Origin of the sequence: Lactococcus allomyrinae (assembly GCF_003627095.1) — a bacterium.
Taxonomy (GTDB): Bacteria; Bacillota; Bacilli; order Lactobacillales; family Streptococcaceae; genus Lactococcus; species Lactococcus allomyrinae.
The window spans coordinates 551,641-571,515 of the sequence record NZ_CP032627.1; the positions used below are offsets into that span (position 1 = coordinate 551,641).

Here is a 19,875-nt window from a genome sequence, read left to right on the forward strand (position 1 = left end):
ATAGATTTAGATTTAGAGATAAACTAGTAAAAGATAAAATTTAAAAACAATAAAGAAAGGAATTGAGCTCCAAATAAGGAGTTCATCTCTTAAAAATGAAAATTAATAAATATATTGACCACACGATTCTTAAAGCGGATAGCTCGCAAGAAAAGGTTCAACAAATCATTGATGAAGCTAAAAAATATGACTTCATGAGTGTATGTATTAATCCAACATGGGTAAGCTTTGCAAGTAAACAATTAAAAGAGACAGATGTTAAAGTTTGCACAGTCATTGGTTTCCCTCTTGGAGCAAATACATCAGAAGTTAAGGCTTTTGAAGCAAAAAATGCCATTGAAAACGGTGCTGATGAGATTGATATGGTCATTAATATTGGTGCGGCTAAAGATGGAAATTGGGAGCTCGTTGAATCAGATATTGCAGCAGTAAATGCAGTAAAAGAAGACAAACTTTTGAAGGTCATTATTGAAACAAGTCTCCTTACAGATGATGAAAAAATTAAATCATGTGAAGCAGCAGTACGTGCAGGGGCAGATTTTGTCAAAACATCAACTGGTTTTTCAACTGCTGGAGCAACGGTTGCAGATATTAGATTGATGCGTGCTACAGTAGGACCTGATATGGGTGTTAAGGCATCAGGTGGTGTGCATAATCTCGAAGAAGCTAAAGCAATGATTGATGCAGGAGCAACCCGTCTAGGTGTATCAGCAGGAGTTGCTATCATGGAAGGGCTGACAAGTCATGACAGTTACTAAAGAAATGGTGAAAGCTGCGAAGGAAGCGGCGGCGCAAGCTTATATTCCATATTCGCACTTTCCAGTTGGTGCAGCTTTTCACACACCAGATGGTCAAATCATTACAGGGTGTAATATTGAAAATGCTAGTTTTGGATTATCTAATTGTGCCGAACGAACAGCGATTTTCAAAGCAATATCAGAGGGTATAACGCATTTTGATGCACTTTATATTTATGGCGAAACGCAAGAACCGATTAGTCCTTGTGGCGCTTGCCGTCAAGTGATTGCAGAGTTTTGTGCTGCAGACATGCCAGTTTATCTGTTGTCGAAGACTGATAAAGTTAAGATGACTTCTGTAGGTGAATTGTTACCTTATTCGTTTACAGAATTGAACTAATTAAGAGTAGGAGGTAATGTTATTTAATTTTGCTTTCTCACAAAAGCAAGGACTCAGATTTTCTGCCAGTGAAATTCATTGGCAGAAAAATTAGGGTATTAAAGAAAGCGCTGTAATTTAAAAATTGGACACAATTGTGTGTATAATTGAAAAAAGTAAGCGCATTTCCAGTAGAAAAATGGTATTCTATAAAAATTGTAAGGTAATACCGAACGTTAAGTGAAAAGTGCCTTCAATCTTTGTATAATGCTTGAAAAAAAGAAACAGATAGCTTAAAATAGTCTTAAGCTAAAGTTTAGCCATTAAAAAATATTCGGAGGGTTCCGTTTCCATGAACAAACGCGTAATCGCAGTCGGTGCAGTTGCACTTGCTTCAGTGGCAGTCCTTGCAGGCTGCCGTTCACACGATGCAGCAGGGTCATCATCAGGTAAAGCTAAGACAGACCTTAAAGCAGCTATCATCACAGATACCGGTGGTATCAACGACCGTTCATTCAACCAATCAGCGTGGGAAGGTCTTCAAGCTTGGGGTAAAGAAAATAACCTTAAAAAAGGTCAAGGTTTCATGTACTTCCAATCAAATTCAGCTTCAGATTATACAACAAACTTTAACTCAGCTGAACAACAAGGTTATAAACTTTTGTTTGGTATTGGGTTCTCACTTCAAGATGCTACATCTGCAGCAGCTAAGAACAATCCAAAATCAAACTTCGTTATCATTGACTCAGTAATTACTGGTCAAAAGAACGTGGCTTCAGCAACATTTGCCGATAATGAAGGGGCTTATCTTGCCGGTGTAGCTGCTGCAAAAGCAACTAAGACAAATAAGATTGGTTTCATCGGAGGAATGCAATCTGATGTTATCACTCGTTTCCAAGTTGGTTTTGAAGCAGGCGCAAAATCTGTAAATCCTAACATTAAAGTAGATGTTCAATATGCTGGTTCATTTACAGATGCAGCCAAAGGTAAAACTATTGCAGCAGCAATGTATGGTTCTGGTGATGATGTAGTTTATCAATGTGCTGGTGGTGTTGGTGTTGGTGCATTTAGTGAAGCAAAAGCTTTGAATGCTCAAAAGAATGAAGCAGATAAAGTATGGCTTATCGGTGTTGACCAAGACCAAAAATATCTTGGTGGTTACACTTCTAAAGATGGTAAAAAATCAAACTTTGTCCTCGTTTCAACAATCAAAGAAGTTGGTAAAGTCGTTCAAGATATTGCCGACAAAACTAAGGATGGCAAATTCCCTGGTGGAACAACCGTTACTTACAACCTCAAAAATGGTGGGGTAGACCTTGGTCTTGATAATGTAACACCACAAATCAAAGATGCTGTTGCTACTGCAAAAGCTGATATTATTTCTGGTAAGATTACTGTTCCATCTAAATAATAAAAATAAAAAACCAACGAATGTGTTGGTTTTTTTATATTGGATTGAATTGTCTGTTAAATTATATGTTTTTGTATAAAAATAGTGATAAACTATGTTATAATGATATAGACAGATTATAAATCGGTATAGATTTTTTAGCAGAGGGGAGAGGTCATGAGAAAAGCAGTGCCAAACTATATTAAGATTCATGATGCACTTAAAGATGAAGTTGAGAAAAACATCTGGAAAATTGGTCAACGTCTGCCAAGTGAAAGAGATTTGGCGGAACGATTTGGTGTAAGTCGCATGACTGCAAGGCAGGCGGTAACCGCTTTGGTAGATGAAGGGATTTTGGACCGAAGAGTTGGCTCTGGTACCTACGTTGCAAGTCGTCGAGTACGTGAAAAAATGCGGGGCACGACTTCTTTCACAGAGATTATCATATCACAAGGTAAAGTGCCTTCAACTGAAGTATTAAGCTATATCAAAACTGCTCCCAATGAAGTAGAATGCGAAAAACTGAATATCACTAAAAAAGATTCAATCATTCGTATGGAGCGGATTCGTTATGCGGATAATATTCCTATTTGTTTTGAAGTGGCGAGTATTCCTTTTAATCTAGTGAAAAACTTTGATAAGAAGGAGATTACGAGTAATTTCTTTAAAACGTTGGAAAAGCATGGGCATGTGATTTCGCGTAGTGAGCAAATCGTTTCTGCTAAAAAGGTAAGCACTGAGGTGTCTGAGTATTTAAAAACTCGTGCAGGTTCTGCAATTTTAGGGTTAACTCAAGTTTCTTATCTTGCTGATGGGACAGCTTTTGAGTATGTGCTTTCTCAGTACGTTGGAGACCGTTTTGAGTTTTATTTGGAAAGATAGTATAAGTATTATAGTACGCTAGTTTTGTTCTAATTTAGCAAGTGCATACTATCGGACCTTTGGTTGGGCTACGCTGTCGATGCTTGCTATGGGGCTACGTACTTTGCACGCCGTTCTACGAACGGTCTCTATGCAACTTCATTGCTCTACTGTCCATTTGCTTAGCTGCTAAAGCAGCAAGAGCAAAAGCAAAGCACCTAGTCACAATCGCAATTCCCCCACCTCTTAAAGATGGCAGGATAGACTTTAGAGATAGTCACTTAGAGTGAATGGATAACGTAGCAAAGCGAGAGGTGTGACCTCATAGCTTGAGATTAAGCAGACTGTTGCACTTTTAGATGCGTACAGGTTGCTTAGTTGTTACACCTTGAGGTTTTACCCTAACATTGGTGGGAAAAAGAATCTCCCACCAATGAAGTAGCTACTTCAAAATCCTGCCAGATTAACTGGCAGGGTTCTTTTATTTGTGGTGTTATGAGATTCCTTTTTTTATTTTCCTTTTATATTGATATTGTTTTATTTGAAAATGAAGCCAGCAACCTACACAGAAACCGCTTAAGGCTACACTTGCTGCGATGAAAACGAGCGTGGCAAAGATAATAGCGAGAATAAGATGACCAAAAAGCGAAGCAGTTAGGCTTGCTGTTAAGAGTACAGTGGCAATAATTTGATTAAAACGTAAATCAGACTTATCTTCCAAGAGATATTCAGAAGCTTTCTTTTTTAGAAAACGTTTTGCAATAAGAATGACAAAATTTCGTTCAAAGAAAATACCTAAAAAACCAGCAAGGATAGGGAGCAGGAGGACCCAATAAAATTGGGTGAAAACGGCAAGAATAATACTGATGACGATTACAGTTTGATTGGTGCGTACAAGTGGACGAGGAACACCTTGGATACTAGGTTTGCTCATAAGAAATCTCCTTCAAGAATTTTGAGTTTCTACAGATGTTTTAAAAACTCTGTAGGAACTCGTAGTTAATCTACTAGAACTACTTTAAAATGGGATTGTATTTTTATTAATCGTTCTACAATTGTCAAGTTCTGGCGCATTTTTTGTGTTAGAACAGGTGCGGAGTACCATAAATCATTGTGATTTTTAAAATGGTTTGGCTATAGTTTGATTTTATCTTATTTGAGGAGAGATGGGTTTAAAAATTTTTTATGATGAGTGACAAGTTTAATAAAGGTAGATAAAAAGACTTCTGTTAGTACACTAACAGAAGTCTATATCTATTGCTTGAAGCTGTATAAAGCTGTCAGTATGCTGACAGAGTGTTTGTTTATAGGGTAACGGTAAAAGTTGTCCCTTTTCCGATAATACTGACGACGTCGATGTGTCCTTGAAGTTCCTGAACGTTTTTTTCGACAATAGAGAGCCCAAGTCCAGTTCCTCTGACTTCTGAACGACTTTCATCAACACGATAGAAACGGTCAAAAATACGTTCTTTTTGGATTTCTGTCAGCCCGGGTCCATTGTCAGTGACACTAAAGATTACTTTTCTATCTTTGGTTTGAAGGCTGACAATGATTTTCCCATCATTTGGTGTGTATTTAATAGCATTCTCGATGAGATTTTCAAAAATGCTATGAACCATTTGCTGGTTGGTTTTAAAAGTTATATTGTCAACTTGAGCTTCCAAATGGAGATTTTTTTCCGAGATTTGCGGACGAGAGGTGTTCAAAATATCTTGGATGAGTGTGGTAAGGTTGAGCTTTTTCTTATCAATTCGATGATTTTGTTTGGTTAAAAGCAGAGTGTCCTGCACCAAATTCATCAAACGAGAACTTTCTTTATTGATAATTGCTGCAAAGTTTTTACCTTCTTCTTGAGAGATATCATCAGATTCCAAAAGTTCAGCAAAGCCTTTGATAGAAGTAAGAGGTGTTTTCAATTCGTGCGAAACATTGGCAATAAAGGCGTTGTGAGCATCTAATGTACGATAGTAGCTTGTAACATCCATCATAGTAACGAGAAAACGGCTATCAAGTTCTGGCAAAGGTGTAATCCGAACTTGATAATAGGCGGCTATTTCTTCAAAATAAAAGAGTTTTTCTTGAATATCAGGATGGAGCATTTTATCAACTAGGAAGGTCAGAAAATCGGCATAAGGACTAAAAATATCAAGATTATGCGTATCTGTAAATTCATTTTTAAAGGCAGCATTGGTTTTACGAATTTTACCTTTGTTGTTGTAGATAAAGATAGGAAATTGGAAAAATTCAATGAATTCATAGAGGTTTTCTTTTTTCTCAGTATGAGATAATGCTTGTCGCTGAATGCTTTCGCCAAGTGTATTTAGTGCTGTTGTGATACGGTCATCTTTTTCACTGATGAGATAACTTTGAGTAAGTGGGCTACGCTCAATATTTTTAATTTTTGCAACAGTGTTTTCGGTAAAATTGCGCAATTCACGAGCTCGATTGAGGACTTGGAAGCCTACACCGAGATAAATTAAAATAGCAAAAGTAACCGTGGCAAAGCTGATGAACCAAGAGGGTGTTCTACTTTCGGTAATTTGCAGATAATTTTTGACCTGCCCATCATCGAAAATCGGGCTTGTAATCGTAATCTTAGATCGGGTCAAATCCCTTGAGTAAGCAGCACCATGTGCAATTTTTCTTGTGTCAGAATCATCTGTAGCTTTGGGGAGAAGCTCAAAACCTTTAGGGAGAGAAACATTGGGATGTTTTTCAAGAAAAAGTTGAATATTACTTGAGCGTTCAAGCACTCGATTGGTATCATTATTAAGAATATTTTGATTGAGCAAAATAACTAAACTCAAAGTTGCGATGATATAAATCACCGTCAAAATGACGATGTTTCTAAGCTTCGTTTTCTTCAAAGTAGTAACCAAATCCTCGTTTTGTTTTGATGTATCGATTGTCTAATTTTTTTCTTATTTTTGAGATAAGAACATCAATAGTTCTTGTTTCTGCGGATTCTGAAATTCCCCAAAAATGCTTGAGCAACTCTTCTCGACTGATGACTTCGCCTTGTCTTTCTGCTAAAAGTTCTAAAATTTCAAATTCTCGCTTGGTTAAATCCAAAATTTTCCCGTCAAAAGTGACTTCTTTTTTGACAAAATCAATTTCCATTCTGTCAGTAATCAATGAGGTCGGTTTGTTGTTGTCAGTGCTGACAGAATTTTTAGTAACATCATTATACATCTGACTACGACGAATCAATGCGTTGGCACGTACGATAATTTCTTTCATTGGAGTGGTTTTATCCAAATATTCATCAGAACCTGCTGACAAACCTGTCAGTTTCATTTCGTCATCATCTCGCGCTGTCAAAATCAAAATCGGTGTAAAATTTCCTTCCTTACGAAGTTTTTTTGTTACTTCAATCCCAGAAAATTCAGGCATCATGAGATCTAATAAGATTAAATCAAATGGATTTTTTCTCACCTTATCATAAGCTTTTTTTCCATCATCAGCTGTCGTCACTTCAAAATCATTTTGACGGAAATGATAGGAGAGAAGGGTCAAAATTGACCGATCGTCATCAGCAATTAAAATTTTTTTCATACTTTTTATTATAACAAATGAATGATGATTTTGCTCCCAAAGATTCATATCTTTTGCTAAATAAAAACAGTTAATTTTATTTGACAATATACCCATTGGGGTATATAATGAATTCATTAAACTATTATTTCTACTTTGAAAAGATATCTGTAGAAAAGCAATTCGCATATTATGCGCTGTTTTTGCGCCATGAAAATATCGAGAAATATAGAAGTAGAGCAAGCTAGAAAAACTGGAGAGTAAAATGAAAGCTGTAACAATACAAGAATTAACACAAGCAATGGCTAGCAAATCAGTTATTATTGATGTCCGCGAAAGCAATGAATATAAAGCAGGGCACGTACCAACGGCAAAAAATATTCCTTTGAGTGAGCTTGCCGTGCGGGTAAATGAGGTTGAAAATGGAGCTTATATTATCTGTCAATCTGGTGCGCGGTCAAAACGTGCTTGTCAATTTTTAGAAAGTAAGGGCTTGAACGTAACAAATGTGAGTGGTGGCACGCTTGCTTGGAAAGGAAATTTGGTAAATAATGGCTAAAAAATATCTCATTGTTGGTGGTGTTGCTGGCGGAATGTCTGCCGCAACACGATTGAGAAGGCTCCAAGAGGATGCAGAAATCATTGTTTTTGAAAAAGGCCCCCATGTGTCATTTGCAAATTGTGGCCTGCCTTATTATGTTGGTGGTGCAATTGAAAATCGTGATGACTTAATTGTTCAATCTGCGCAAGCTTTAAAAGCACGTTTTAACTTAGACATCCGTGAGAATGCTGAAGTAGTAAAAATTAATGCTGACAATAAAACCATTTCTGTAAGTAGTGATGGAAAAATTTATGTTGAGCGTTATGATGCATTGATTTTATCACCAGGTGCCAAATCTATTGTTCCACCAATAGTAGGCCTGTCAGAAGCAAAGAATGTATTTACTTTACGAAATATTCCTGATGTTGACCAAATTATGGCACACATTGAAAAACACCATCCACAATCAGCGCTTGTCATTGGTGCAGGTTTTATCGGGTTGGAGATGGTAGAAAATCTCAAAAAACGGGGAATAGAAGTCACACTTGTAGAAAAAGCAACTCATGTTTTACCGATGATTGATATAGAAATGGCTGTTCAGGTTCAAAGGGAACTAGCTAAAAATTCTGTCAGTATACTGACAGGAGTATCTGTCAGTAAATTTACTACGGACAACATTATTTTAGAAGATGGTAGCATTCTGTCAGCAGATATGGTGATTCTGTCAGTGGGTGTGCAACCTGAGTCAGCATTGGCTCAAGCAGTTGGAATAGAATTAGGACTACGTGGCGGTATCTTAGTCAATGAAAATTATGAAACCTCGATAAAAGATATTTATGCTGTCGGTGATGCGATTATTGTCAAAAATCAGATTACTGAGCAAGATACCTTGATTTCTCTAGCTAGCCCAGCCAATCGTCAAGGACGCCAAGTTGCAGATGTTTTATCTGGATTGCAAGTCAAAAATCGTGGCTCCATTGGAACTGCAATCGTTCGTGTTTTTGACTTAATCATCGGAACCACAGGGATTTCTGAACGATATGCACAAGAATTAAAATTAAATCATAAAGTCGTTCATATCACAGCCAATGACCATGCAAGCTATTATCCAAATGCAACTCCAATTTTATTAAAACTCATCTTTAACCCAGAAAGTGGGACAATTTATGGTGCACAAGCAATTGGGCAAAAAGGTGTTGATAAGCGAATAGATATTTTGGCAACAGCAATCAAGGGTAATTTAACCATTTTTGATTTACCTGAGTTGGAGATGACTTACGCACCGCCATTTGGATCTGCCAAAGATCCAATCAATATGTTGGGCTATGCGGCAATGAACATCAGTTTAGGATTGTCAGAAAATATTCAGTGGCATGAATTAGCCAACGAACTTGCAAAAGGTAAGCAATTGCTTGATGTGCGCAACCCTAGTGAAATTAAGCTTGGTGCGTTTAAAAATTCTATCAATATTCCACTTAATGAGCTTAGGAATCATCTTGACAAATTAGATAAAAATCAAGCCTATATCGTAAGCTGTCAATCAGGTTTGCGTTCTTATAATGCAGAGCGAATTTTAAAAGGAAATGGCTTCCAAGTCCAAAATTTAGATGGTGCTTATGGACTTTACAGCTCAGTGACAGATGAAGGGTTGAAGTAAAAATGAATAATTACGATAAAAAAATGACAAATCGTTTAAAACGCGCAGATGGACAGCTTCAAGGAGTCCTGCGCATGATGCAAGAAGAAAAAGATTGTATTGACATAGTCACGCAGCTTACTGCTGTACGTTCTAGCTTAGATAATCTCATTGGTCTTATCGTAGCTGAAAATTTGAAAACATGCTTGTTATCAGAAACTGCTGAGAAAAAAGAAGATAAAATTGAACAAGCCATCAAAATGATTATAAAAAAATAAATACTTTTACTCTAGAACTGTAACGCTAACCTTTTGTGCCCTCTTTTTTTACAATTTTATATTTTATTTGTGCTAAAACACTAAATCGATAAAGCGAAAGGCCTAGTAAAAGCTGCAATGAATATTTAGCAGCGCTGATTTTTCATGATGAACGATCTACAGTATTGAAAAAAAGGGTATAAAAAGCTATAATATGTTGAAACTTTTAACTTAGTGTCAGAGAACGACTCCTCCACTAATGAAGTCACGACACTAGAAAAATACTTAATAAAATGGAGAGGAGATATAGCGTGAAAGAAGTGAGACAGCCAAGGTACCAACAAATTGCTATCCTAATTGCTGAAAAAATAGTTCATAATGAGCTCAAAGTTGGACAAAAAATATATGCACGCTCGACTTTAGCCACCACCTTTGGTGTATCATCCGAAACAGCTAGAAAAGCAATTAGTGTATTAGGTGATTTGGGTATCGTTGACTCGATTCATGGAAGTGGAGTTGTCATCGCGTCACGCCAAAAAGCTCAAGAATATTTAGGACAATATCAAGAAGTAAAAAGTATTCAGGATTTACAAACAGAGATTTTAAAAAGCGTATCTCGCCAACAAAAAGAATTAGCTAATTTTTCGTCTATTCTTGATAAACTTGTGGGACAAACAGAACATTTTCAAAAGTCAAATCCAATGACTCCTGTCGAATTTGAACTTGCAGAAGCATCTGAAAAATTAGGAAAAACGTTGGGTGAGATGAGTCTCTGGCAAAATACAGGTGCAACAGTTATAGCAATCCTCCAAAACGATGAATTAGTGATCTCCCCTGGACCGTATGCAACAATAAATCAAGGAGATACACTTTATTTTGTTGGGACATCTGATACACTTCAAATTCTTCAAAACTTCTTTTATACCAAGGATTAGCATTGTTTGATTAAACAATGCTTTTTCTTTACAGCAAACGGTATGTTTGACAAAGTGACAACTTGCTGATATTATTAAGTGGTCACTTTACATATATTTAAAAGAACAGTATTGGATAAGTGATTATGGTTAGTTGTAAGAATTTTAAAAAAGTAAAGGAGAAAAGTTTGCCAGTAAAAGTTAAAATCGAACATCTTACCAAAATATTCGGTAAGCGCGTGAAAAACGCACTAGCAATGGTTGAACAAGGAGAATCCAAAAATGAAATCTTGAAAAAGACAGGTGCAACTGTCGGTGTCTATGATACAAATTTTGAGATTAATGAAGGAGAAATTTTTGTGATCATGGGTTTATCAGGATCTGGAAAATCTACCTTATTACGTTTGTTAAACCGTTTGATAGAGCCTACAAGTGGTAAGATTTATATTGATGGACAAGATGTTGCAACACTCAATAAGGAAGACTTGCTTAAAGTTCGTCGTAAAACCATGAGTATGGTTTTTCAAAATTTTGGACTATTTCCTCATCGTACTATTTTGGAGAATACAGAATATGGCTTGGAAATTCAAAATATACCTAAAGAAGAAAGACGGAAACGAGCAGAAAATGCACTTGAAAATGCAAACTTACTTGATTTCAAAAACCAGTATCCTAATCAATTGTCAGGTGGGATGCAGCAACGTGTAGGATTAGCGCGTGCTTTAGCCAATGACCCTGAAATTCTGCTCATGGATGAGGCCTTCTCTGCGCTTGACCCCTTGATTCGTCGAGAAATGCAGGATGAATTATTGGAACTTCAGGCAAAGTTTCAGAAAACAATCATATTTATCTCTCATGATTTAAATGAAGCTCTTCGAATCGGAGACCGTATTGCGATTATGAAAGATGGAAAAATTATTCAAATTGGTACAGGTGAGGAAATCTTAACCCATCCGGCAAATGACTATGTAAAAACCTTCGTAGAAGATGTTGACCGAGCTAAAGTAATAACAGCAGAAAACATTATGATTCCAGCTTTAACAACGAATGTTGATGTTGATGGTCCAAGTGTTGCGCTTAAAAAGATGAAGACAGAAGAAGTCAGTTCTTTGATGGCCGTTGATAAAAAGCGCCATTTTCAAGGAGTTGTCACAAGTGAGCAAGCCTTAGCAGCAAGAAAGAGCAATCAATCTTTGCGTGAGGTGATGACAACAGAAGTTGGGAAAGTAGGTAAAGAAACATTAGTCAGTGATATTTTACCAATCATCTATGATTCACCAACACCAGTAGCAGTAGTTGACGACAAGGGATATTTAAAAGGGGTTCTAATTCGAGGAAGTGTACTAGAAGCTTTAGCAGATACGCCGACGGAAACAGGGGAGAAGATTAATGTTTGAGTTATCAATTGATAAATTACCGTTGGCAGAATGGGTTTCAACGGCAACAGATTGGATTACAAGCCATTTAGCGGTTGGTTTTGATATCATCCAAAAATCTGGGACGACAATAATGAATGGGGTGACTGCTGGGTTAACGGCTGTGCCATTCTGGTTGATGATTATTGTTATCACTCTATTAGCGATTTTAGTTTCAGGTAAAAAAATTGGTTTTCCTATTTTCACATTTTTAGGTTTAGTTTTGATTGCCAACCAAGGACTTTGGCTGGATTTGATGAATACCGTAACTTTGGTGCTATTGTCTAGTTTATTATCAATTATTATTGGTGTTCCATTAGGAATTTGGATGGCGAAGTCAGAGCTTGTTGCTAAAATTGTGCAACCTATTTTGGATTTTATGCAGACTATGCCTGGTTTTGTTTACTTGATTCCAGCTGTCGCATTTTTTGGCATTGGAGTTGTTCCTGGTGTGTTTGCTTCGGTTATCTTTGCCTTACCTCCAACAGTTCGTATGACCAATTTGGGGATTCGACAAGTTCCTACAGAGTTGGTAGAAGCTGCAAATTCATTTGGTTCTACACCAAGACAGAAATTATTCAAGCTAGAATTTCCATTAGCCAAAGGGACAATCATGGCAGGGGTTAATCAAACGATTATGCTGGCATTATCTATGGTTGTGATTGCTTCTATGATTGGCGCACCAGGATTGGGACGTGGAGTATTATCAGCTGTCCAGTCAGCAGATATTGGTAAAGGGTTTGTTAATGGTATTGCACTGGTTATTCTTGCTATTATCATTGACCGTTTTACCCAAAAATTAAATGTATCGCCAATTGAAAAACAGGAAAATGCTAAATTTAGAGTTTGGAAGCGCCGTGTTGCACTGTTATCTCTAGTTGTTCTTATCATTGGGGGATTTTCAGGAGTCTCTTTTAAGAACAAGACGGCTGAGAAAAAAGTTGACTTAGTTTATATGAACTGGGATTCAGAGATTGCCTCAATTAATGTTTTGAGTGAGGCAATGAAGCAACATGGTTTTCAAGTTAAGACGACGGCGTTAGATAATACAGTGGCTTGGCAGACTGTAGCAAATGGTCAAGCAGATGGTATGGTTTCAGCTTGGTTGCCTAACACTCATAAAACACAGTGGAAAAAATTTGGGAAATCTGTTGACTTATTAGGACCTAACTTGAAAGGGGCAAAAGTCGGTTTGGTTGTTCCAAGTTATATGAAGGTCAATTCTATTTCGGAATTAACAAATCAAGCAGATAGGACAATTGTCGGAATTGAACCAGGAGCTGGTGAAATGGCTGCAGTTGAAAAAACACTTAAATCTTATAATAATCTTAAAGATTGGAATTTGGTTCCATCATCTTCTGGAGCAATGACAGTTGCGCTTGGAGAGGCGATTAAACAACATAAGGATATTATTGTGACAGGGTGGTCACCACATTGGATGTTTAATAAATATGATTTGAAATATTTATCTGACCCTAAAGGAACGATGGGAACAGAAGAAAATATCAATACTGTAGTGCGTAAAGGATTAAAGAAAGAAAATTCTGTTGCTTATAAAGTATTAGATAAATTTAATTGGACCCAAAAAGATATGGAAACTGTAATGCTAGATATTCAAAATGGCAAAAATCCGGAACAAGCAGCGGATATATGGATAAAAGCGCATCAAAAACAGGTGGATGCGTGGTTCAAATAAAGCTTATTGACAGTCACTATACTGAGTTTTAGATTTGAAAATTGTAAGCACTTTTTTGTACTTTTCATATTACGAATGATAAAATAATAAGTAGATTAAAGTAAATAAAAGGAGGGGTGAATATGCACTTTATATGGTCATTAATTGTTGGTGCTCTTATTGGTGCGATTGCAGGTGCAATCACGAGTCGAGGAGCGAAAATGGGAATCATTAGTAATATTTTGGCTGGTTTAATCGGCTCGGCTATAGGTGAAGGACTTCTAGGACATTGGGGACTTCAATTGGCAGGTATGGCTATTTTTCCCTCCATTATTGGCGCAGTCATTCTAGTTTTGATTGTATCGGCCATCTTTGGACGTTCAAATAAAAGGACATAATTATTGTGAGCTATAACAACTCTCAATGTATGATTTGATAGATAAAGATGGAGGTGGATAAATAATAAAAAATAGGCACCTAAATAACTTAAAAATCATTAACAACTAAGGAGGAACTTTCATGACATTAAATGATAAACTTGACGCAGCTAAGGATAAGACAAGTGGAAAAATTAAAGAAGTAGCCGGAAAAGTGACAGGAGATGAAAAATTAGAAGCTAAAGGCAAAGGTGAGGGACTTCTTGGAAAAGCCAAAGAAGAACTTGGAACACTTAAAGATAAAGCTTCTGAACTCGCTGATGATGTTGCGGAAAAGTTTAATGATGTGGTTGATTCTGTGAAGGATAAAAAGGATAAATAGTCGTTTAATTTTTAATAAATGAGGAGTTGGTAAGTTTTTCTTACTAACTCTTTTTATTTTTTCTAATTTAGGTAACCGCTTTAATTTATTTAATTGAGAAAACTTACAAAAATGTAAGATTGAGGCTACGAATTTGCTGTTATTTTAAGTTATAATTAATGCAAACGGGACGGCTATGGATGAGAGAGTGGCTACGGAGATTATTATCATTCGCTAGTACAATCAATATCTGAAAGCATTTTGGAGTTAGAATAGTTTAGATTAAAGAGAGTGTTATGAAGAAAGTAATTGGGATTTTTGTTGTTATTGTACTGATTGGGGCTGGTATTTTTGTTGGGTTGAATATCAAACATCAACATGATGCCAAAGTTCACAGAGAAAAAGTTGCCTTAGCTTATAAAAAATTAAAAAATGAAGCAATAAAGGCTGAGCAAAAAGCAGAACAAACGCTTGCCGACGAGGATATTGCAAGGAGTGAAAAATTAATTAATCGCCTAAAAAAATCTGACCGTACTTCACTGACAAAGCAACTGAATCAGGTCAAAGAGATAAGAGAAGATTTGTCAAATGCTCAGGCGCTGGTTGCAGAGGCAAACAAAAATCAAACGGATCAAACGATTGCTAATGCACAAGAAAAAGTAAATCAACTGACAAGCAAATCTGTCAGTACTGACAGAGCTCAATTACAGGCACAGATTAATGCTGACAAAGAGAAATTAGCAAAAGCAAAAGCGGAGGTAGCAGCGAAGGTAAAAGCAGAGGCAGATGCGAAAGCAAAGGCTGCAGCAGAACAACAAGAAACTACGAAAAGTTCAAAAATGATTGCTCTAACTTTTGATGATGGACCAAACCCATCGACAACTCCTCAGCTTTTACAAACTTTACAAAGTTATAATGTCCATGCGACCTTTTTTGCACTTGGTCAGCAAGCACAGGCTTATCCATCAATCATTAAGCAAGAAGCTGCTCAAGGAAATGAAGTTGCTTCACATACCTGGGATCATAAAGATTTGACCACATTGTCGCAAAGTGCACAAGTCCAAGAAATTATGTCGGCTCATAATTTAATTAATCAACTCACAGGACAAAATGTGACGCTTTTCCGCCCACCTTATGGAAGTTATAATGCAACAACGCTTGCCGCAACTCCTCTCACTGCAATAAATTGGTCAGTCGATACAAATGATTGGCGCTACAACAGCTCTGCACCAGTGATTCAAAATGCACTTGCAAATGCTCATGATGGTGCGATTATTTTGATGCACGATATTCATCCTTGGTCTGTTGCTGCGGTACCGACAATCATCCAGCAGCTCAAGGCACAAGGCTACACTTTTGTGACTGTCTCTCAATTATTAGAAGCGCGATATGGAGGTGCTCAGGCACAGCAGGTTTATTTTGGAAAATAATGAAAAATGCTTAATAATTTTTAAGTGTTTTTTCATCCTATTCACGAGGAGAGGTTGCTTGTATGTTATAATGTAAGAATGGAAATCGAAAAAACAAATCGAATGAACACTCTCTTTGAATTTTATGCTACACTACTGACAGACAAGCAGATGAACTATATTGAGCTTTATTACGCGGATGATTACAGTCTTGCCGAGATTGCAGAAGAGTTTGATGTCTCTCGTCAAGCTGTTTATGATAATATCAAGCGAACAGAAAAAGTTTTAGAGAGTTATGAGGAAAAACTTCATTTGTTTAGTAACTACGTTGTCAGAAACCAATTATTAGAGTCACTGACAGAAAAATACAGTACTGACGAATATCTTGTCAGTAAACTTCGTGAAATTCAACAAATTGATGAAGAAGAATTTTAACAATAAGCACAAACTTAGCAAAATACAACTCTTTTTAATAAATTCTATTGCTGATAAAAGTTCAAATTTATTCTGTCAGTACTGACAGAATGTAGAAAATATGCTATAATTATTCTCTAAGATTTAGTGATAGTTTCTAAACTTTTTACAAGGGGGCGTTACGGATTCGACAGGCATTGTCGCGCATGAACTGCAACTGCTGAGGGATCAGGATAATCATCCGCAGATAAATATAACTGCTAAAAATAATACACAAACTTACGCAATGGCTGCCTAAAAAACATCATGCGTGCCGAAACTTCGTTCGCTGATGATGATGCTTTCGGTCTAAACCTTCAGTCAGATACGTTGCTGTGGTGGCTTGACACAGCAAAAGAGATTTCAAGCCCCGCAAAATATCGCTGTTTGAGACTGGCTTTGGTATTTTGTTAAATTTGAGAAAGTCCTATAGTTGTAGACGTTGATGTAGCAAGGTGTTTGGACAGGGGTTCGACTCCCCTCGCCTCCATAATACAGATTTCATGAATCTGTAACGATTAAAAAACCGCTCCGTTGAGTGGTTTTTGTTTTTATGATTTGTAAGATTTTATTTCCAAAGTTGATTTTTATTCCGTTTCTTTTTTATTTGAACTAAATCCATCATCCCCACCAAAGTTTGGCGGATTTTTTATTTATTCCCCATTAAATAAGGTTTGTGCGTATTCAAAGTTTTCAGGATTTTCATTCTATATCAAGAGAACTGTTATTGCCTAAATATTCTTTATGATTATTAAATTTAGTAACGAAGCTATGGACTTGATAGGTTGTAAAGACGAAAGTACGTTTGTAATAGCTTTAAACCGTATCTAAAATTTACTGAAATTAATTATGAAAAATCGAGTGTAAAGTAATCAAGAGATTTGGTTATTAACTGGTTTACAGAACCTCTTAATCTAGAGAAGAAAAGCAAAAGACCCATTATAAAAATAATGAGTCTTGGATTTAGAATCTTGGTAAACTAAGCAAATTATCGTTACTTATTGGGTTGGCTTCAGTATGGAGACACAGTATTCCATTGGCTGAACAAACAGCCTCAAGGTATACTTTATCAGCTTGGGAATAAGCACAGGTGTAGAAAAAACGACTATCATTGTTGATAAAACGAATAATATCTGCGACCGAATATTCTAGATCACTGCTTAGTTTAACATCAGTAATCTTGTCAGTAGAAGATACATAGTTATCAGAAACACGGATATGGGTTATTTGATATTCCATATGAAGTACCACCTTCTATTATAATATTTTGAATAAAATCAAGTAACTTATAACTTCATTCACAGATAGTATAACAAAATAAAATGAGTATACAATTTTATTTTAGTGGAAATTTTATTAAAAAGTATTTACATTTTAAAGAAATGAACAATCAAGTATTAAGCATAAAAAGAAAATAGTTCCCCACGCAAATAATCAATGAAAGTCATAACGACTCGAATTGGTCAAAAATATCAAGCAAGATTATAAGTCATTCTATGAGTAAAACTTGGCACAAATCTCACGATTTTCAAAGGAATACTGCAAGGAAATGTCAGAAAATTTTTACTGAACCAACAAACAATGTAAAGCAAAGCCTACCATGAAGTATGGTAACGAAAACAACACTTTGGACTTACGATGCAAAATAAAAACTCGCATGGGAATGCGAGCCAAGATTTGATATGCCCTAGTTTGATAATTAGCTTATATCACGTTTCGAATAAAAACAGAAATGGAGAATGATAAATGATAGTATCAGTAGAAAAATATACTTTCTATAATATTCAAATACTTACAATACAACAATTGGCGTTGAGAAGCTACAATCATAACTTTTTTTGCATATTAATATCAGTAATCTGAAAACCAGTTTTTTGATAAACGTGTATTGCTCTTGAATTATTTCCAAAAACATGTAGGGCTAAAGAAGTGAAAGAAAGCTGCTTTGCTTGAATTTCAATGAGATCAATAACTTTTGTTCCGAACCCTAAGTTTTGAAATTCTGGATAAATCTCGAAATCATATATAAAAGCTGTATTTTCGTTATCAGTACTTTTGGCAATCCAGATGTATCCAATTATTTTTTCATGATATAGAACTGAGTAGAAATAATTATTTGGTGTTTGTAGTCCTTCGGGGAGAAGTCTATCGTATTCTTTTTTAGAATTTGATATAGAACTCGCTTTGTCCCATGTTCCATTTTCGACCTTTTCTTTGGCAAAGACTTCGACGGAGGTTGCCATATAATCTTCGAAAGATTTTTTATTCATTTTAGTAAGTTTTATCATAAGTACTCCTCAAATAAATGTCTACCATAAACCACAAATGGTACAGGGAATAACACTTTATAGCCAGATTATATCATAAAAGGGAGAGTTTAGTTAATGGCGGATAGATGCGACAGCAAGAGCCCTTCAAAAATACTTTGATACGTCAGATAAAGAAATGCTATCATCAGTCATCAATATAAACAGTTATTTAATCAAAATATATGCGCTGTTCATTTTGATTTATCACTAGCAGGTTTAAACGTGGTAAATGTCTTGCAGAAATACCTAGGAACAGCATAAGACAGTGTGATTATTCCCGTTTCTAATGCTGTAAAAGCTCTGCAAAAATGATTGAATGTGAATAAATTATAAGATTATATACATTCTGCCATACTGACAGGATTTAAATATTATTAAAATTGTGATATACTGAACATATTGGCGAAGTTGAAAATAGCGGAGAAATGATGAAAAGTGAGACTTTACAGATTAATCTATTCAAAACTAGTAGAATGGATGGATAAAATCCATAATGGTGAGGAGCCAGGAGTATTTTGTCCTGAGCGATTAGTAACACTGCTCATGCTTGGTACAGGTATACTAGTGTTATCAATATTAGTGTTGACACTCCTAGGATTATTAACTTACTACCTATATTCTAAAATAAAACATTAATTTCCCTTGCCTCAATAATAAGTTTTTTATAAATTTCTATAAACCGCTCTGTTGAGTGGTTTTTGTTTTATGGAGTAATGTTGTTAGAAATGAATGACATGTTTTGATTCAGCGATAATTGACAAATATATCACAGGTAACTGCGAATTTATCGTGGTTGAGTACAATAGTTTTTTAAGAATCTTTCGTTCTACATCAAATAACGTAATCTAAAAGAAACACAATAAGCCAAAAAACATAATCATGATTTAATCAAAATGTGATTGACGCTAATGTGAAAAAGTAATATACTTTAAAAGTTGTCGAAAATGGTAATTTTATTAATGTAATGTTATGAAATTACTATAATATTAATGAACAACATGAGGAAATAATGAACTATAAAAAACTTACAATTTCTATTGCTGCGGCTCTTCTTATTGCTCTTTCTGCTTTTGGAGTAAAGACTTTAGCGGATCAATTCTGGTCTGGTCACGGTGATATTCAAGCAATCAATGCTGATATTGATACATTATCAAACAGAATTCAAGGTAAATCTCAACAAGTGACAACTTTGACAAGCCAACTCAGTGATTCACAAAATTCAGTAAATGGCTATAAATCGCAACTTAGTAGTCTTCAAGATCAATTGACACAAGCGAACACTTCTGCTCAGACTCAAATTCAAGAAAAAATTAATGAAGTTAATCAAGCGATTAGTGATGGAAATCAAAAAACAGCAGCTGTGCAACAACAACTTGACTCCGCTAACCAAACAATTGCTAGTCTTAACCAACAGATTAATGACTTGAAAAATCAAGGTAATAGTGATTTGAATCAAGCTGTTAGTGATGTACAAGCCACTCGCCAGAAAGCAGATTCAGCAGTGAGTAGCAACCAATAATAAATCAGTATTTTTGTACCTTTCGAGGTACTTTTTTACTTTGCGCGATAAAGATTTGACAAAGTATTTTATAGAGGACTATAATAAAAATGTAGTTTAAAATACTTT

Annotated in this window: 20 protein-coding genes and 1 other RNA gene; 16 read left to right on the plus strand and 5 right to left on the minus strand. The window is 35.8% G+C overall.

The window, feature by feature from the left end; all coding sequences use genetic code 11:
- Nucleotides 1-95: 95 nt before the first annotated feature.
- The 4 genes from deoC (at nucleotide 96) to D7I46_RS02730 (ending at nucleotide 3,388) form a co-directional block, all read left to right on the plus strand.
- Entirely contained in the window at nucleotides 96-758 is a 663-nt protein-coding gene (deoC, locus tag D7I46_RS02715; protein WP_120771481.1) for a deoxyribose-phosphate aldolase, read from the plus strand.
- Nucleotides 745-1,137: a cytidine deaminase gene (locus D7I46_RS02720; RefSeq protein WP_120771482.1), complete on the plus strand. Its 393-nt coding sequence runs from the start codon at nucleotides 745-747 to the stop codon at nucleotides 1,135-1,137. The genes deoC and D7I46_RS02720 overlap by 14 nt, the downstream gene beginning before the upstream one ends.
- Before the next feature lie 331 nt (nucleotides 1,138-1,468).
- Nucleotides 1,469-2,527: a BMP family lipoprotein gene (locus tag D7I46_RS02725; protein ID WP_120771483.1), complete on the plus strand. Its 1,059-nt coding sequence runs from the start codon at nucleotides 1,469-1,471 to the stop codon at nucleotides 2,525-2,527.
- Between the two features lie 156 nt (nucleotides 2,528-2,683).
- Nucleotides 2,684-3,388: a GntR family transcriptional regulator gene (locus D7I46_RS02730; RefSeq protein ID WP_120771484.1), complete on the plus strand. Its 705-nt coding sequence runs from the start codon at nucleotides 2,684-2,686 to the stop codon at nucleotides 3,386-3,388.
- A gap of 472 nt (nucleotides 3,389-3,860) precedes the next feature.
- On the opposite strand, the gene D7I46_RS02735 is transcribed toward D7I46_RS02730, so the two are convergent.
- The 3 genes from D7I46_RS02735 to D7I46_RS02745 all read right to left on the minus strand — a co-directional run bounded on the left by D7I46_RS02735 (nucleotide 3,861) and on the right by D7I46_RS02745 (nucleotide 6,922).
- On the minus strand, nucleotides 3,861-4,301 hold the full coding sequence (locus D7I46_RS02735; RefSeq protein ID WP_120771485.1) for a DUF4395 domain-containing protein: 441 nt from the start codon (nucleotides 4,299-4,301) through the stop codon (nucleotides 3,861-3,863).
- Nucleotides 4,302-4,671: 370 nt separating this feature from the next.
- Complete coding sequence (locus D7I46_RS02740) at nucleotides 4,672-6,234, minus strand: sensor histidine kinase (RefSeq protein ID WP_120771486.1); 1,563 nt, start codon at nucleotides 6,232-6,234, stop codon at nucleotides 4,672-4,674.
- Entirely contained in the window at nucleotides 6,215-6,922 is a 708-nt protein-coding gene (locus D7I46_RS02745) for a response regulator transcription factor (RefSeq protein ID WP_120773270.1), read from the minus strand. Before D7I46_RS02745 ends, D7I46_RS02740 begins: the two co-directional genes overlap by 20 nt.
- A gap of 244 nt (nucleotides 6,923-7,166) precedes the next feature.
- Here D7I46_RS02745 and D7I46_RS02750 point away from each other — a divergent pair, with 244 nt between their 5' ends.
- The 11 genes from D7I46_RS02750 to ssrA all read left to right on the plus strand — a co-directional run bounded on the left by D7I46_RS02750 (nucleotide 7,167) and on the right by ssrA (nucleotide 16,432).
- Nucleotides 7,167-7,460: a rhodanese-like domain-containing protein gene (locus tag D7I46_RS02750; RefSeq protein ID WP_120771487.1), complete on the plus strand. Its 294-nt coding sequence runs from the start codon at nucleotides 7,167-7,169 to the stop codon at nucleotides 7,458-7,460.
- Complete coding sequence (locus tag D7I46_RS02755; protein WP_120771488.1) at nucleotides 7,453-9,099, plus strand: FAD-dependent oxidoreductase; 1,647 nt, start codon at nucleotides 7,453-7,455, stop codon at nucleotides 9,097-9,099. Before D7I46_RS02750 ends, D7I46_RS02755 begins: the two co-directional genes overlap by 8 nt.
- 2 nt (nucleotides 9,100-9,101) lie before the next feature.
- Nucleotides 9,102-9,356 (plus strand): metal-sensitive transcriptional regulator, encoded by a 255-nt coding sequence (locus D7I46_RS02760; RefSeq protein ID WP_120771489.1) that lies wholly within the window; start codon nucleotides 9,102-9,104, stop codon nucleotides 9,354-9,356.
- A gap of 290 nt (nucleotides 9,357-9,646) precedes the next feature.
- A complete protein-coding gene (locus D7I46_RS02765; RefSeq protein WP_120771490.1) occupies nucleotides 9,647-10,270 on the plus strand; it encodes a GntR family transcriptional regulator in 624 nt (207 codons plus the stop codon).
- A 167-nt stretch (nucleotides 10,271-10,437) separates the two neighbouring features.
- Nucleotides 10,438-11,646: a quaternary amine ABC transporter ATP-binding protein gene (locus tag D7I46_RS02770; RefSeq protein WP_120771491.1), complete on the plus strand. Its 1,209-nt coding sequence runs from the start codon at nucleotides 10,438-10,440 to the stop codon at nucleotides 11,644-11,646.
- Nucleotides 11,639-13,360 carry an ABC transporter permease/substrate binding protein gene (locus D7I46_RS02775; RefSeq protein WP_120771492.1) on the plus strand — a complete coding sequence of 574 codons (1,722 nt, stop codon included), beginning with the start codon at nucleotides 11,639-11,641 and terminating at the stop codon, nucleotides 13,358-13,360. The genes D7I46_RS02770 and D7I46_RS02775 overlap by 8 nt, the downstream gene beginning before the upstream one ends.
- 122 nt (nucleotides 13,361-13,482) lie before the next feature.
- Entirely contained in the window at nucleotides 13,483-13,737 is a 255-nt protein-coding gene (locus D7I46_RS02780; protein WP_120771493.1) for a GlsB/YeaQ/YmgE family stress response membrane protein, read from the plus strand.
- Nucleotides 13,738-13,858: 121 nt separating this feature from the next.
- Entirely contained in the window at nucleotides 13,859-14,098 is a 240-nt protein-coding gene (locus D7I46_RS02785) for a CsbD family protein (protein WP_120771494.1), read from the plus strand.
- 275 nt (nucleotides 14,099-14,373) lie between these two features.
- Entirely contained in the window at nucleotides 14,374-15,507 is a 1,134-nt protein-coding gene (locus D7I46_RS02790) for a polysaccharide deacetylase family protein (RefSeq protein ID WP_120771495.1), read from the plus strand.
- Between the two features lie 78 nt (nucleotides 15,508-15,585).
- Nucleotides 15,586-15,921 (plus strand): putative DNA-binding protein, encoded by a 336-nt coding sequence (locus D7I46_RS02795; protein WP_120771496.1) that lies wholly within the window; start codon nucleotides 15,586-15,588, stop codon nucleotides 15,919-15,921.
- Nucleotides 15,922-16,072: 151 nt separating this feature from the next.
- Nucleotides 16,073-16,432, plus strand: a transfer-messenger RNA (tmRNA) gene (ssrA, locus tag D7I46_RS02800).
- Between the two features lie 470 nt (nucleotides 16,433-16,902).
- Here ssrA and D7I46_RS02805 read toward each other — a convergent pair.
- A complete protein-coding gene (locus D7I46_RS02805) occupies nucleotides 16,903-17,178 on the minus strand; it encodes a DUF3892 domain-containing protein (RefSeq protein ID WP_120771497.1) in 276 nt (91 codons plus the stop codon).
- Between the two features lie 587 nt (nucleotides 17,179-17,765).
- Nucleotides 17,766-18,227: a GNAT family N-acetyltransferase gene (locus tag D7I46_RS02810; protein ID WP_120771498.1), complete on the minus strand. Its 462-nt coding sequence runs from the start codon at nucleotides 18,225-18,227 to the stop codon at nucleotides 17,766-17,768.
- A 1,030-nt stretch (nucleotides 18,228-19,257) separates the two neighbouring features.
- On the opposite strand from D7I46_RS02810, the gene D7I46_RS02815 reads away from it, so the two are divergent.
- Nucleotides 19,258-19,767: a hypothetical protein gene (locus D7I46_RS02815; RefSeq protein ID WP_120771499.1), complete on the plus strand. Its 510-nt coding sequence runs from the start codon at nucleotides 19,258-19,260 to the stop codon at nucleotides 19,765-19,767.
- The last annotated feature ends 108 nt before the right edge of the window (nucleotides 19,768-19,875 follow it).

What these genes read in the sequence shown, in the direction of transcription:
- deoC (WP_120771481.1), top strand. Translation starts at nt 96, where the DNA reads ATGAAAATTAATAAATATATTGACCACACGATTCTTAAAGCGGATAGC.
- D7I46_RS02720 (WP_120771482.1), top strand. Translation starts at nt 745, where the DNA reads ATGACAGTTACTAAAGAAATGGTGAAAGCTGCGAAGGAAGCGGCGGCG.
- D7I46_RS02725 (WP_120771483.1), top strand. Translation starts at nt 1,469, where the DNA reads ATGAACAAACGCGTAATCGCAGTCGGTGCAGTTGCACTTGCTTCAGTG.
- D7I46_RS02730 (WP_120771484.1), top strand. Translation starts at nt 2,684, where the DNA reads ATGAGAAAAGCAGTGCCAAACTATATTAAGATTCATGATGCACTTAAA.
- D7I46_RS02735 (WP_120771485.1), bottom strand. Translation starts at nt 4,301, where the DNA reads ATGAGCAAACCTAGTATCCAAGGTGTTCCTCGTCCACTTGTACGCACC.
- D7I46_RS02745 (WP_120773270.1), bottom strand. Translation starts at nt 6,922, where the DNA reads ATGAAAAAAATTTTAATTGCTGATGACGATCGGTCAATTTTGACCCTT.
- D7I46_RS02750 (WP_120771487.1), top strand. Translation starts at nt 7,167, where the DNA reads ATGAAAGCTGTAACAATACAAGAATTAACACAAGCAATGGCTAGCAAA.
- D7I46_RS02755 (WP_120771488.1), top strand. Translation starts at nt 7,453, where the DNA reads ATGGCTAAAAAATATCTCATTGTTGGTGGTGTTGCTGGCGGAATGTCT.
- D7I46_RS02760 (WP_120771489.1), top strand. Translation starts at nt 9,102, where the DNA reads ATGAATAATTACGATAAAAAAATGACAAATCGTTTAAAACGCGCAGAT.
- D7I46_RS02775 (WP_120771492.1), top strand. Translation starts at nt 11,639, where the DNA reads ATGTTTGAGTTATCAATTGATAAATTACCGTTGGCAGAATGGGTTTCA.
- D7I46_RS02780 (WP_120771493.1), top strand. Translation starts at nt 13,483, where the DNA reads ATGCACTTTATATGGTCATTAATTGTTGGTGCTCTTATTGGTGCGATT.
- D7I46_RS02785 (WP_120771494.1), top strand. Translation starts at nt 13,859, where the DNA reads ATGACATTAAATGATAAACTTGACGCAGCTAAGGATAAGACAAGTGGA.
- D7I46_RS02790 (WP_120771495.1), top strand. Translation starts at nt 14,374, where the DNA reads ATGAAGAAAGTAATTGGGATTTTTGTTGTTATTGTACTGATTGGGGCT.
- D7I46_RS02795 (WP_120771496.1), top strand. Translation starts at nt 15,586, where the DNA reads ATGGAAATCGAAAAAACAAATCGAATGAACACTCTCTTTGAATTTTAT.
- D7I46_RS02805 (WP_120771497.1), bottom strand. Translation starts at nt 17,178, where the DNA reads ATGGAATATCAAATAACCCATATCCGTGTTTCTGATAACTATGTATCT.
- D7I46_RS02810 (WP_120771498.1), bottom strand. Translation starts at nt 18,227, where the DNA reads ATGATAAAACTTACTAAAATGAATAAAAAATCTTTCGAAGATTATATG.
- D7I46_RS02815 (WP_120771499.1), top strand. Translation starts at nt 19,258, where the DNA reads ATGAACTATAAAAAACTTACAATTTCTATTGCTGCGGCTCTTCTTATT.